The 13,130-nt window shown below is 43.4% G+C and carries 10 protein-coding genes and 1 riboswitch; of the genes, 5 read left to right on the forward strand and 5 right to left on the reverse strand.

Annotated elements, in window-relative coordinates; translation table 11 throughout:
* Positions 1-6: 6 nt before the first annotated feature.
* Both ACQKL6_RS12165 and ACQKL6_RS12170 read right to left on the reverse strand, forming a co-directional pair.
* The gene (locus ACQKL6_RS12165; RefSeq protein ID WP_402990279.1) at positions 7-468 is read right to left on the reverse strand and encodes a GNAT family N-acetyltransferase; all 462 of its coding nucleotides are present in this window, start codon (positions 466-468) and stop codon (positions 7-9) included.
* Positions 458-1,504, reverse strand: coding sequence for a nitronate monooxygenase (locus tag ACQKL6_RS12170; RefSeq protein WP_427651177.1), 1,047 nt, complete (start codon positions 1,502-1,504; stop codon positions 458-460). Before ACQKL6_RS12170 ends, ACQKL6_RS12165 begins: the two co-directional genes overlap by 11 nt.
* A gap of 143 nt (positions 1,505-1,647) precedes the next feature.
* Between ACQKL6_RS12170 and ACQKL6_RS12175 the strand changes: the two genes are divergently transcribed.
* Positions 1,648-2,613, forward strand: coding sequence for a rhodanese-related sulfurtransferase (locus tag ACQKL6_RS12175; RefSeq protein ID WP_402867619.1), 966 nt, complete (start codon positions 1,648-1,650; stop codon positions 2,611-2,613).
* A gap of 271 nt (positions 2,614-2,884) precedes the next feature.
* On the opposite strand, the gene ACQKL6_RS12180 is transcribed toward ACQKL6_RS12175, so the two are convergent.
* Both ACQKL6_RS12180 and ACQKL6_RS12185 read right to left on the reverse strand, forming a co-directional pair.
* Positions 2,885-3,511 (reverse strand): superoxide dismutase family protein, encoded by a 627-nt coding sequence (locus ACQKL6_RS12180; protein WP_427651178.1) that lies wholly within the window; start codon positions 3,509-3,511, stop codon positions 2,885-2,887.
* A gap of 176 nt (positions 3,512-3,687) precedes the next feature.
* On the reverse strand, positions 3,688-4,992 hold the full coding sequence (locus ACQKL6_RS12185) for a CitMHS family transporter (RefSeq protein ID WP_402990288.1): 1,305 nt from the start codon (positions 4,990-4,992) through the stop codon (positions 3,688-3,690).
* Positions 4,993-5,222: 230 nt separating this feature from the next.
* Here ACQKL6_RS12185 and ACQKL6_RS12190 point away from each other — a divergent pair, with 230 nt between their 5' ends.
* From ACQKL6_RS12190 to ACQKL6_RS12200, 3 genes are all read left to right on the forward strand, one after another.
* Positions 5,223-6,437, forward strand: coding sequence for an MFS transporter (locus ACQKL6_RS12190; RefSeq protein ID WP_427651179.1), 1,215 nt, complete (start codon positions 5,223-5,225; stop codon positions 6,435-6,437).
* Between the two features lie 1,135 nt (positions 6,438-7,572).
* Positions 7,573-9,021, forward strand: coding sequence for a SulP family inorganic anion transporter (locus ACQKL6_RS12195; RefSeq protein ID WP_427651180.1), 1,449 nt, complete (start codon positions 7,573-7,575; stop codon positions 9,019-9,021).
* An 81-nt stretch (positions 9,022-9,102) separates the two neighbouring features.
* Entirely contained in the window at positions 9,103-9,249 is a 147-nt protein-coding gene (locus ACQKL6_RS12200; protein ID WP_402867613.1) for a hypothetical protein, read from the forward strand.
* A gap of 48 nt (positions 9,250-9,297) precedes the next feature.
* On the opposite strand, the gene ACQKL6_RS12205 is transcribed toward ACQKL6_RS12200, so the two are convergent.
* Positions 9,298-10,227 (reverse strand): manganese-dependent inorganic pyrophosphatase, encoded by a 930-nt coding sequence (locus ACQKL6_RS12205; protein WP_402867612.1) that lies wholly within the window; start codon positions 10,225-10,227, stop codon positions 9,298-9,300.
* A 287-nt stretch (positions 10,228-10,514) separates the two neighbouring features.
* Positions 10,515-10,696: riboswitch (cobalamin riboswitch) on the forward strand.
* A 137-nt stretch (positions 10,697-10,833) separates the two neighbouring features.
* Here ACQKL6_RS12205 and ACQKL6_RS12210 point away from each other — a divergent pair.
* The gene (locus ACQKL6_RS12210) at positions 10,834-13,128 is read left to right on the forward strand and encodes a ribonucleoside-diphosphate reductase subunit alpha (RefSeq protein ID WP_427651181.1); all 2,295 of its coding nucleotides are present in this window, start codon (positions 10,834-10,836) and stop codon (positions 13,126-13,128) included.
* Positions 13,129-13,130 lie beyond the last annotated feature (2 nt).

Below are 13,130 nucleotides of genomic sequence, written 5' to 3' on the forward strand. Positions count from 1 at the left end.
ACGGCATTAGGTGCTCCCGATGGTTTGAGATAAACGAATCATGTCCCTGCACTGTATCCCATTTTCATAAATGGGCTCTGGATAATTCCTCGTGAAAAAATCGCGATCGATTTCGGTTATTCTAAATCCACATTTTTGATAAAGGGCCAGCTGCCCCATCCCTGAATTACCCGTGCCGATTTCGATGGAGTGATACCCCAGTGACTTCGCATGATGAACCGCATGATTGACCAGTCTTTTCCCCTGGCCTTCACCTTGGTATTGTTCCGCTACAGCAACGTTGACGATTTCTATCGTGTCATCGGACAATTCCTTCAAGACATACACGCCGGTTATCAGCCCATCCGATTCAGCGACAAAACACGTGCCCCTCTCCAAATAGGTCTCAACCAATTCTTTTGAAGGATCAGCAAGCAACAGTAACTCCATCGGTGGTGCCTCGCCTGGATTCAAGGGTCTAATTTTCATGACATACTCTCCTAGATTCTATATTCATTTCTTCAACCAACTCTCCCATCAATACCGAGGCGGGAAGCGTTCGACTCCGTTTGTATCCTTCTCCTGCCCATAGAGCCATCAATTCAGGTTCGCCTTTTTGTCCCGCCACCTTTCGCATCTGTTTCGTCATGTGATGAACATAAGGATAGGCTGCCGGGGCGACCCTGTCATATTCCATTAAGAAGCAATTCACCAACCCCCGAGCACGGCGGCCGCTAAATGCCCGGGTGATCGCCGTTTCGGTAAACCGTGGATTATGGAGCGCTGCCTTATGAGCTGGGCTTGCGCCACTTTCCGGGCAACATAGAAAAGCGGTTCCCAACTGTGCCGCTACTGCCCCTGCTGCAAGAACACCGGCAATGTCTTTTCCATCCATCAATCCGCCTGCGGCAATTATCGGCACGTTCGTTTCTTTTTTTACGATCTTGATCAATTCCAAAAGCGCTTGGTCACTTTCTGACTCGTTATCAAAACTGGCACGATGGCCGCCTGCCTCAATCCCTTGTACACAAAGGATATCCGCTCCCGCCGTAACTGCAATTTGTGCCTCTGTAGGGTTCGTCACCGATACCGTAACAAGCGTACCGGCATGTTGGAGTTCCTTGATGATACCGGATTCTGGACACCCAAATGTGAAACTCACAACGGCGACCCGGAGTTCTTTTAACACGGCTATTTTATTGACCCAGTCATCATCGTCGCTCATGGGTTCCCCTATTGAAGCCCCTACACTTTCCGCCTCTTTTTGTATTTTTTCCCGGTAGGCGGTGAGTCTGGATTCATCCACAACCTCTTTACTTGGCACGAACACATTCACGCCAAAAGGCCGCCCAGTCAATCGGCGCACCTCTTCCATTTCGTTTCTCATTTCCTCTGCAGTTTTATATCCAGCTGCGAGAAACCCCAATCCTCCTGCAGCAGAAACCGTTGCGGCCAGTTTCGGTGTGGATGCGCCTCCAGCCATTGGGGCTTGAATGATGGGATATTTCATTAAATCTTGAAGCATTTATAACAGGCCCCTTTCCATTTTTCATGATTCACTTATCAAAGTTATGTTTTCTTGGTATAATGATTGTCTGTAAGAGAAAAGTGTCTTAACTGATCACCCTTTATATCTTGCAAATATAAATCATAGGTGGTAATTAAAAAATGGAAACAAAACCATATAGAGTTTTATTGTATTACTTGTATACACCAATCGAGAATCACGTAGAGTTCGCTGCCGAACATCTTGCGGCATGTAAAGAACTTGAATTGAAAGGCCGGATTTTAGTTGCCCAGGAAGGGATCAACGGTACGGTATCCGGTACAATCGAACAAACCGAAAAATACATGGACATGATGAAAAGCGATCCCCGCTTTGCTGATATGGTCTATAAAATCGATGAAGCCGATGGCCATGCCTTCAAAAAAATGCATGTCCGTCCAAAAAATGAACTGGTTACGCTTCGATTGGAAGATGACGTCGATCCAAACCAGACGACAGGGAATTACTTAAGCCCAAAAGAATTTTACGAGCAAATGCAAGATGAAAATACAGTCGTACTTGATGCGAGAAATGACTATGAATTTGATTTGGGTCACTTCCGCGGCGCAATCAAGCCAGATATCACGAATTTCCGTGAACTTCCGGAATGGGTACGTGAGAATAAAGAGATGTTTGAAGGTAAAAAAATCCTTACGTATTGCACAGGCGGAATCCGTTGCGAGAAATTCTCCGGATGGCTTGTCAAAGAAGGCTTTGAAGATGTCAGCCAGCTTCACGGAGGCATCGCAACGTACGGAAAAGACCCTGAAGTGCAAGGCGATCTTTGGGATGGTCAAATGTATGTATTCGATCAAAGAATTGCCGTTCCGATCAATCAAAAGGAACATGTCATCGTCGGCAGGGATATCTTCTCCGGAGAACCATGTGAGCGTTATGTGAACTGCGCGAACCCGGAATGCAACAAGAAAATCCTTTGCAGTGAAGAAAACGAGCACAAACACTTACGCAGCTGTTCCCACGAATGTCGGGTGCACCCACGTAATCGCTATGTAGTAGAGCATAACTTGTCTGAAGAAGAAGTCGCAGAACGACTACAACTTATTAAAGAAACGGCTACAGCAGAATAAGCCATGAAACCCGAATCAATCGACTCCTTGTCCTGATTCGGTTTTTTTTCATGCTTTTCTCTTACTTCTATATCACGATAGAAAAATCCTTTTTTTTCAGCTTTTTTGTCTATGGTTGAATTAATATGTTGCGTGGTTGAAATATTGCTTGGTATGGTTGAAATAATTCGGATTGCGGTCGAATTATCGCCGTTCGTGGTTGATTTAGGCCAAGCTAAGCTACAAATAGTATGTAAAAAGCGATTCCTCCATAGAAGAATCGCTCATGCCCTTACTTATCTGTGCTTACTACAATCCCGCATGCTTGCCTGTCACCGGCATCACCTGTTTTTAACGTGTCCTCATTCGGGCCCTTTTCTCCATCCGCTTCATAATGGTCAGGAATATTGGCAAAGTTGTCCGGATTTGCATGAACGATGACCGAAAGCTCTTCTTGCTTCAGTTGTTCCACTGTCATGTTATCCAACGTGGCTGTATATTTGGCCGTTCCATCTTCTTTAGCAAAAAGAGGAAGCATATCCCCAGCATGATTGGAATGCTTTTCATCTGTTGGATTGAAGTGCCCCCCGGCTGTAGTAAAAGGCCCTTCCTTTGCATCCGCTTCACATGCTGCATTTTCATGAATATGAAACCCATGATAACCGGGTTCTAACCCTTCCAGTGCCGCTTCGATCAAGACGGAATTCTCTTCCGCGGAAAAATTGACAGTACCTAAAGTTTTACCCGCAGTATCCTTAACTTCCGCCTGTGCTTGTGGGTCCACTTCCGTTTGGGTTCCCTGTACCGGTTTTGAATCTTCCACGGTTTTGTCTGCATTCGTTGAGTTATCCTCTGAATTGCATCCATACAACAAAAAGGCGGCACATGCTGGCAACAGCAGCTTTTGCTTATAGTTCATCATCAGTACCCTCTCTCTCTCTTTCATTTATGTATAGTCTTCTTAATCATTTCCACTATTTTGAAAGGATAAACAGAGAGAGGGATAAATGGGAAAATAGATTCTATGAGCATGATAAAAAATCTAACTAATCTCACAGTAAAAGATTTTCCATACTAGTTTATTAGACTCACCTCTTATAATGGAATCACCCCAAGAATGATAGCCACGATCGTCATAACAATCGTTGTCCCACAAGCCCATTTAAATAGAAACTTTTGATGATCACCAAAGTCCACACCAACCAGCCCAATCAGAATGAATGTGGCAGGAACCAAGGGTGATAAGGGAAAACCTGTTGTGGAGTGACCTAATAAAGCGGCCCTCCCGATTTCAACTGGGGCAATTCCAAAGTTCGCCGCAGCCTCGCTAATGATGGGAATAATTCCAAAGTAATATGCGTCAGGTGAAAAAATGAAGCCCATCGGAATGCTAGTAAGTGCCACAACAACAGGTAGATGTGCACCAAGCCAATCTGGAATAACGGTCACGATGGAAGAGGCCATCGAATCCATCATCTTCGTTTCCGTGAAGACGCCCGTGAAAATACCCGCTGCAAAGATAAGTGTACAGATCATAACAAAACTATTGGCATGGCTTAATATCCTTTCCTGCTGTTCTTTTGGATTTGGAAAGTTAACGAATAATGCTATGGCAAAAGCAGAAGCGAATAAGATTTGCAGAGGCAACACTTCCATTACCAAAAATACCATTAACGCGATCGTCAATAACCAATTAAACCAAAACTTCATGGTTGTACCATTAGTAGCTTCAACCGCAGCGGCCTGTTCACCTAACCCTGAAGGCATTGGTGTCTGCAATGTAGTGATGCCCAATCTGGCTCTTTCCTTCTTCCCAAGGATATAGGCGGAAAACAGCGTCCATATCAGCCCTGCAATCATGACCGGAACGAGCGGAATGAATAAGTCTGATACTTCCACTTGTAGACTGGCTGCTGCTCTTACCAACGGGCCGCCCCAAGGGATGATATTCATGACGCCTGCAGCTAAAGCAACCACACACGCCAATATAAGCCTATTCATCCCTAACCTTATATAGAGCGGCAACATGGCTGTTACGGTGATCATAAAGGTGGAAGACCCGTCACCATCTAACCCTACTAGCATCGTGATGATGGCAGTGGCCATCACAACCTTTAGTGGGTCCCCCTTCACAAGGCTTAGTATCTTGGCAATCATAGGTTCAAATAAACCAACGTCTAGCATCAAACCAAAATATAAAATAGCAAATACAATCATAACGGCCGTTGGCGTTACCTTTATAATCCCTGCCATCATCATTTCTCCCATTTCCGACGCAAACCCACCGATCAATGCAAAAAGGATGGCAGTGAAAATGAAGGCAACCACTACAGAAAGTCGCTTTGAAATGACCAAAATAAGAAATGTGAAAATCATGCAAAATCCAAGAATCGATAACATGTAGACTCTCCCCTTACTATTTGAAATATTAACTTTCATCAAATATTTTATATTTTCTGAAAAATTAGTATTTAGTTAGTATAACACTGGGTATTTCATTAAAAAACAACTTTTTCAAACTAGATTTTTTTCTTGCCCTGAAGCATGTCTGAATCAAATACATTTAATAGAAATTGGTAAATCTGTATACTGAATAGTAAATATCAGGTAGAAAGAAGTGTTACATGTATATGGATGTTCATAAATTGGCCAAAAGGAATCTTTTCATCATGTGGTTTGCCAACTTCTTCATCGGTGGTAGCATGACGATGGTTCTTCCCTTCATCTCGTTATACATCGGTACATTTGGCAATTATTCGGCACAATATGTCCAGCATTGGTCGGGGTGGACATTCGGAATTACCTTTGTGACCGCCTTTTTATTTTCCCCCATTTGGGGACGAATCGGGGACCGTTATGGTAGAAAGAAAATCCTGATTGCCTGCGCCTTCGGTATGGGCCTATCGATTTTCTTGATGGGATTTGTAGAAAATGTCCTGCAGTTGTTCTTATTAAGAATGTTCATGGGCATATTCACTGGATTCATCTCCATGTCACAAGCTTTCATTTCCACACAGACACCTAAAGAGATTGCCGGAAGGGTCTTGGGTACTCTTCAAACGGGGAATATAACCGGCTCCCTTTTCGGACCATTGATTGGCGGCGTACTTGCGGATACTCTCGGCTACTCAACAGCGTTTAAGTTCACTTCCATCACAATTTTCGTCTCTGGACTTCTTGTATTCGCAACCAAGGAATATCAAGTTCAGCGACAAAAAGGAACAAAAGCCAGTTATTCGAGCCGGGAGGTCCTCTCGCACATTTTACGGAACCCCATTCTAGTGAATGTCATGCTCATATCAACGATTGTCCAGGTGGCTCATTTCAGCATCCAACCCATTCTATCTTTATATGTCGGGGAACTGCACGGAACTACTAATCTGGCCTTTTACTCAGGCATCGCCTTTTCCGCAGCTGGTCTCGGAAACTTATTGATGGCCAGGTACTGGGGCAGGATAGGCGACCACCATGGGCATATAAAGATTCTGGTGCTCCTTCTTTTCCTCACAGCACTCGTATATTTGCCTGGAGCTTTCATCAATCACTTTTGGCAACTTGTATTTGTACGGTTTGCATTAGGTATAGTCATAGGAGGAATTATCCCTGTAAGGATTGCCTATATCCGCCAAGAGGCTCCCGTTGCCATGCAGGGGGAAGTGCTTGGATATAATACTAGTCTCCGTTTTTTAGGCAATATCATCGGCCCGGCAATGGGAGGGATGGTTGCAGGATTTTATGGATTTTCAGCCGTTTTTATAACGACCAGCTTCCTGCTGCTGATAGCAGGACTGATCCTGTATTTGGCGTTGCATCGCAACCCGGAGTTGGCCCGGCATTCACATTGATTAGAAGACCTTTAGTAAAAAGAAGACACCCGTTAGATGATCCTTCTAACGGGTGTCTTCTTTTTCATTCAAACTTACCCAACAAGATGGTTGAACCCTCTCTGTAACAGAACTCTTCTTCGCCTGATTTCTAAAGATTTATTTTTTTACATATTCACGATAAAATAGTATTATATACCTAGTAATATATACCTATTAAGGGGTGTCAACATGTATCCGACCTTCACATATTATGCAAAAGTTCACATCATCAAGGATCAGCGTTATTGTGAATGTGGAATTATTCATAACTACCGGGGAATATTCGAGAAAAAAGACCTGAAGAAGGTTAAGTTTAAATCGGTTTCCGATATCACCTGCAGATCTTGTCGGGAAAAGTTCTTAAACGAAAAACCTAAGTCCTAGGGATATCTATTCATTTCCTCGTCTTCCTCCTTCTGTTTTTTTAAACATTATCGTGTTTTTCTGTATATTTATAGATTTGATTCTTTTTTATGTTAAGATTATTTAAGGTGAAAATCCACAAACCAGACATATCAAGCTTTTGTCGTGGTGGGTAGATTTCCAAGATTTACTTTTTTCTTGGTTTTTTTCGCCTAAAATTAGTTTAAAAGAGGGTTAAAATGCTTTTTCCTACTATCAAAACGGATGAAAGACACATCGTAAAAGACAAACATACCTGTGTATGTGGTACGAGATACAACGTATTCGCTATGTTAACCAGAAGAGACCTTAGAAAGATCATCTTCAAGCATTACAAAGAAGTAACCTGTACAGCATGTAAATCTAGCATTATACATAAAGAAGAATAAGCAGGACATATCCCCCTCCTCTCTCTAATGCTTCTACATACTCATGCAATCAAGTCCACCCCTTTCTTAGTATTATTTCATTCATCCCACAGTGTAAGGAACCGGAATTTACTTATGACTCGTAAGTTCAACAAAAAAAGACCATCTCGGGTCTTTTTTTGTTGAAGGTGGCCCACTTGGATCTTTCTATTTGGCCTAATTGATATAAATAAGGAAATTTCCATTCAATTATGAATCCATAGATAGAATAATGAAGTCATGCTATAATCTAGTACGTTACAATAGCCAATCCATACTTATATAGAGAAAAAGGAAGTGTCGTTTTGAATATATCTACATTAAAACAGGAGTGGTTTTGCAACGTTCGCGGAGACGTACTTTCCGGAATCGTCGTTGCCCTGGCCTTAATTCCTGAGGCAATAGCTTTCTCCATCATTGCCGGGGTCGACCCGATGGTGGGATTGTATGCTTCCTTCTGCATCGCCATCGTCATCTCCTTTGTTGGTGGAAGACCAGGCATGATTTCAGCGGCGACCGGGGCGATGGCACTCGTGATGGTTGACCTTGTAAAGGATCATGGCTTGAACTATTTACTTGCCGCAACTATATTAACTGGGATCCTTCAAATTCTACTGGGCGTCTTTAAAATTGGGAAGCTCATGAAGTTTATACCGAAGCCGGTTATGACTGGCTTTGTGAATTCTTTGGCCATTATGATTTTCATGGCTCAGCTCACTCATTTCAAAGGGGAAACGTGGGTCATGTATGTCATGACAGCTGGTTCACTCGCCATCATCTACCTATTCCCACGGATAACCAAGGTCGTTCCTTCCCCGCTGGTCGCAATCATCTTCATGACCATCGTGGCCGTTGCAACAGGGGCTACTGTACGGACCGTAGGCGACATGGGGCAATTGAGCGAGGCTCTTCCCATGTTCTTGATTCCGGATATCCCTTTGTCATTCGAGACATTGGCCATCATTTTTCCTTATTCCATTGCCCTAGCGTTTGTCGGATTGCTTGAATCCTTACTAACGGCTCAAATCGTTGACGAAATGACCGATACGGATAGCAATAAAAACCGGGAGGCCAAAGGTCAGGGAATAGCGAACATCGTGGCCGGTTTCTTCGGCGGGATGGCCGGATGTGCAATGATTGGACAATCCGGTATCAATATCAAATCCGGGGGACGAGGTCGGCTGTCCACTTTCGTCGCCGGGGCCTTTTTGTTAATCTTGATCGTGTTATTGAATGATGTCCTCATTAAAATTCCGATGGCCGCCCTTGTTGCGGTCATGATCATGGTTTCCATCGGGACGTTTGATTGGTCCTCCTTGAAGAGGCTTCGGATCACTCCTAAAACCGAGGCGATAGTCATGATCGTAACGGTTATCGTTGTTCTTTATACGCATGATTTATCCAAAGGCGTATTCGCCGGGGTACTCTTGAGTATGATTTTCTTCTCGGCTAAAATTTCAAAAGTGTCTGTCGAGAAAACAGCGGACAACCAGGATCGGCAAATCACTTATCGAATAAAAGGCCAGGTGTTTTTTGCATCGGTCCAAGACTTCATTTCGAAGTTTGATACGAAGGAAAAAGCAGAGTCCATCATCATTGATTTTTCCAATTCGAAAATATGGGATGCCTCGGCTGTAGGAGCCGTCGAGAGAGTCATCTTAAAATACAGAGTACAGGGGAAAACGGTTCAAGTGCTTGGCCTTGATCAGGAAAGTTCTCAGCTACTAAAGAACCTCGCCTCATATGAAAAGTAAAAGGATGCATGGCTCCCCTGCATAAATTCTTGATGAACCGCCAAACTAGAGTGAATGATACTCTGGATTGGAGGGAAAATCATGTCATCCGAACAGGATTATACTGCAGCAGATTTATCACCTGACCTTCTCAATGAGTTAAAACTCTTTGAAGGAAAAATACGTGAGGAATCAAACAAAGAACTTATCGTGATTGCGTATGAAAAAGAGAAAGAAGCGTTGAATTGAAAAAAGGACTCGAAGCCACTTTCAAAGTGGCTTCGAGTCCTTTTTTTATTACTTAGCGAAGATGTCGGTTAAAACTGGTACAATTTGTTTTTTACGTGACACGACGCCTTCCAATACAGCAATGTTCTTATTCAATGTTACGTTATACGCTTTCTCCACTGCATCCGCTGATGCTCCTAGAGCCAAGGCAACGGAATCATTCGTTAAGATATCCGTTACGACGAATAAGAATAAATCCAATTCTTTCGCGGCAATAACTGCATGAATCGCTGCTTCAATTTCTGATTGCTTTGCAAGCACTTCATTCGGGTCAACAGCATTCACTTGAGCAATCTCAACTTTTGCCGTTCCCATTGAAAATTCTTTTGCATCAAGTGTGATGAGCTGATCGATGGTTTTGTCACTCAGGTCAGCACCCGCTTTTAGCATCTCCAAGCCATATGTTTCAGCATTCACGCCAGCAATTTCCGCTAATTCCATAGCAGCTGCGACGTCTTGCTCCGTGCAAGTAGGCGATTTGAATAATAAAGAGTCGGAAATGATGGCTGAAAGCATAAGTCCTGCAATGGCTTTAGGCACTTCAATTCCGTTTTCTTTATAAATCTTATTTAAAATAGTAGCCGTGCAGCCAACTGGTTCTGCGCGGTAATATAAAGGATCACTTGTTTCGAAATTAGCGATACGATGATGGTCGATGACTTCCAATACGCGTACCTGGTCAATGTCTTCGGCACTCTGCTGACGTTCGTTGTGATCGACTAAAATCACGCCATCCGCTTCCCCAGCCACTTTTTCAACAAGGCGGGGTGCTTCGAATTTAAATTGGTCCAACGCATATTGTGTTTCACCATTCACTTCACCAAGACGAACAGGTTCAGCTTGGATGCCCAGCTGCTTTTTTAGGTCAGCATAAGCGATTGCTGAACAGATAGTGTCGGTATCCGGATTCTTATGTCCAAAAACTAATATTTTTTCCACGATTTTTTCTCCTTTTTCCTAAATGATTTGGCAGGGATTTTTCTTTTCATAACCAGAATCCCTAGTTTTGCTATGCAATTTATTTTAACACAAAAACCCTGACATTCCGCGATGGAATTTTGTATTCCTCCCTATATTCTTTCATCATCCTCTTCCTTTATCCGACCTTGTCAATAGATATGAATCAGTTTTCACAAATATATATGTTGAATTATCAGCATGGATGGCTTACGATAATATAAGCATACATACTAGATATTGACTTTTCCAACAACATAAATAACTATATATAGAATTATTAACCAAGGTGCCAGAGATGGCTGAAAAGGGAATCCGGTGTGAACCCGGAACTGTCCCCGCAACTGTAAATGTGACGAAATGAGAAAACCACTGTATAGCTCTCTATACGGGAAGGACTCAAAGTAGGATGATCATGAGTCAGGAGACCTGCCTGGTTTTTTCAAGTTTCTTATTCTTCGGGGATTGAGATGATGAAACGATAGTGTAACGGCTATTTTTTCATGGCTCTTTTATCCTATCGTTTGATCCGCTCAATTTATTGGGCGGTTTTTTTTTATTCGCGTACATTTAAGAGGAGGAACATTTATGACTCAAACATATAACCCTACCATAAAAAATGACACAGAAACAAATTCAATCCAGCTGGACATGTTATCCAAGGATTTCGAAGGCAGTCTTGATATGGAAAAGTTCAAAAAGCGTTTTACTAAATGGCTCGATCGCAAAGGTGATGCTTCAGAAGAACAAACATCGAAAAAGTTGATCCAGCTTGCACTTGAAAGTGTCGATATCGATGCCCCAGACTGGACATTCGTCGCCGCAAGGGAACTATTGAATACCATGTATCGTAATGCCCAAAAGAACCGGGGCTATGAAGGCCGGAACTATGGACCTTTCTATGAATTGATTCAAGAACTCTCTCAGCAGCATGAAGGCCAACGTTACCCTGTTTATAAAGCAGAGCTTCTCGACTCCTACACAAAAACGGAAATCGAAGAATTGGGTTCGGTCATCGATCCGGAAAAAGATAAACTATTTTCATATATCGGAATCTATCTTTTGAATGATCGCTACTTGGCCCGGCCAAAAAAAGACAAGGTCTATGAACTTCCCCAGGAGCGTTTCATGATCATTGCCATGGAAATCATGAGACTGGAAAAAACGGAACACCGCCTGCAGCTTGTTAAAGAAGCCTACTGGGCAATGTCGAACCTATATATGACGGTAGCGACCCCTACCCTCTCAAATGCCGGAAAGACACACGGGCAATTGAGCTCATGCTTCATCGATGCAATCGAGGATTCCATCGACGGAATTTATCAATCAAACTATGATGCCGCAAAAGTTTCCAAGTTCGGGGGCGGCGTTGGTCTATATGTCGGGAAAATCCGTTCGCTTGGTTCTGATATCCGCGGTTTTTCCGGTAACAGTTCAGGCACGACTCCCTGGATTCGCCTCTTTAACCAAACGGCCGTCAGTGTCGATCAATTGGGGCAACGTAAAGGCGCAATCGCCATCTATCTGGATGCGTGGCATAAGGACATCATGAGCTTCCTTGACTTGAAGACGCAAAACGGCGACGACCGCTTAAAGGCGCATGACATCTTCACGGGCGTCTGCATCCCCGATTTATTCATGGAAGCCGTGCGTGACCGGAAAGATTGGTATCTCTTCGACCCGCATACCGTGAAGCAAACCCTTGGGTTCTCCCTCGAGGATTTTTATGACGAGAAAAAAGGGGATGGCAGTTTCAGGGACCATTACGCCCTTGCTGTAGAGGCGGCGGAGAATGGCATACTTCCAGGCTATAGTTTCGAGAAAATCAAAGCGATGGACATTATGAAAGGCATCATGATTTCACAATTAGAAGAAGGCGTACCCTATATGTTCTACCGGGACGAAGTGAACAGAAAGAACCCGAACAAGCATAAAGGGATGATCTATTGTTCTAACCTTTGTACGGAAATCGCCCAGAACTTAAGCCCTTCAACGATCACCGACGAATATGAAACGGAAGATGGCGATGTCGTCGTAGTTCGCAAAAGCGGGGATTTCGTTGTCTGCAACCTTTCTTCCATCAACCTGCCTCGCGCGGTGAACAGCGATGTATTGGAGAGACTGATCCCGATTCAGATCCGCATGCTCGATAACGTCATTGACGTGAATACCTTACCGGTCAAGCAAGCTTCCATTTCGAATAAGCGCTACCGCTCAATCGGCTTAGGAACTTTCGGGTGGCATCATTTACTGGCGAAGCAAAATATCTACTGGGAGTCCGATGAAGCCGTTCAGTACGCCGATACCTTATATGAGAAAATCGCTTATTTAACCATTAAAACATCCAATGAATTGGCCAAGGAAAAAGGAACCTACCCATACTTCGAAGGGTCCGATTGGCAAACGGGGGAGTATTTCGACCTTCGTGACTATAGAGATCCAAAATGGTTGGAATTAAAAGAAGAAGTGCAGCAGTATGGTACACGAAACGGCTATTTAATGGCAATCGCCCCCAATTCATCGACTGCCAAAATCGGTCATTCCACGGATGGCATCGACCCGTTATATGAAATCGAGTTTTATGAAGAAAAGAAAAACTTCAAATTTAAAGTGACAGCGCCTGGATTGACGCCCACTACGTATGAATACTATAAAAAAACGCGCTTCCATTTGGACCAAAAGGAAAGCATCAAGCAAAATGCAGCACGTCAACGTCATATCGACCAAGCCATCAGCTTCAACCTGTATGTACAAAACACGATCAAGGCTAAAGTGTTATTGGACATACACCTAACAGCATGGGAAAGCGGATTGAAATCGACTTATTATCTTCGTTCCACTTCATCCGAATACGACAATGCCTGTGAGAGCTGCTCCAGTTAACG

Source organism: Peribacillus sp. NPDC097197, assembly GCF_050278025.1.
In the GTDB taxonomy this organism is placed as follows: Bacteria; Bacillota; Bacilli; order Bacillales; family DSM-1321; genus Peribacillus.

Excerpts from the sequence above, each read along its gene's own strand:
- ACQKL6_RS12200 (WP_402867613.1), top strand. The coding sequence starts at position 9,103 with ATGTCATCCGAACAGGATTATACTGCAGCAGATTTATCACCTGACCTT.
- ACQKL6_RS12180 (WP_427651178.1), bottom strand. The coding sequence starts at position 3,511 with ATGAACTATAAGCAAAAGCTGCTGTTGCCAGCATGTGCCGCCTTTTTG.
- ACQKL6_RS12170 (WP_427651177.1), bottom strand. The coding sequence starts at position 1,504 with ATGCTTCAAGATTTAATGAAATATCCCATCATTCAAGCCCCAATGGCT.
- ACQKL6_RS12185 (WP_402990288.1), bottom strand. The coding sequence starts at position 4,992 with ATGTTATCGATTCTTGGATTTTGCATGATTTTCACATTTCTTATTTTG.
- ACQKL6_RS12165 (WP_402990279.1), bottom strand. The coding sequence starts at position 468 with ATGAAAATTAGACCCTTGAATCCAGGCGAGGCACCACCGATGGAGTTA.
- ACQKL6_RS12175 (WP_402867619.1), top strand. The coding sequence starts at position 1,648 with ATGGAAACAAAACCATATAGAGTTTTATTGTATTACTTGTATACACCA.
- ACQKL6_RS12210 (WP_427651181.1), top strand. The coding sequence starts at position 10,834 with ATGACTCAAACATATAACCCTACCATAAAAAATGACACAGAAACAAAT.
- ACQKL6_RS12190 (WP_427651179.1), top strand. The coding sequence starts at position 5,223 with ATGGATGTTCATAAATTGGCCAAAAGGAATCTTTTCATCATGTGGTTT.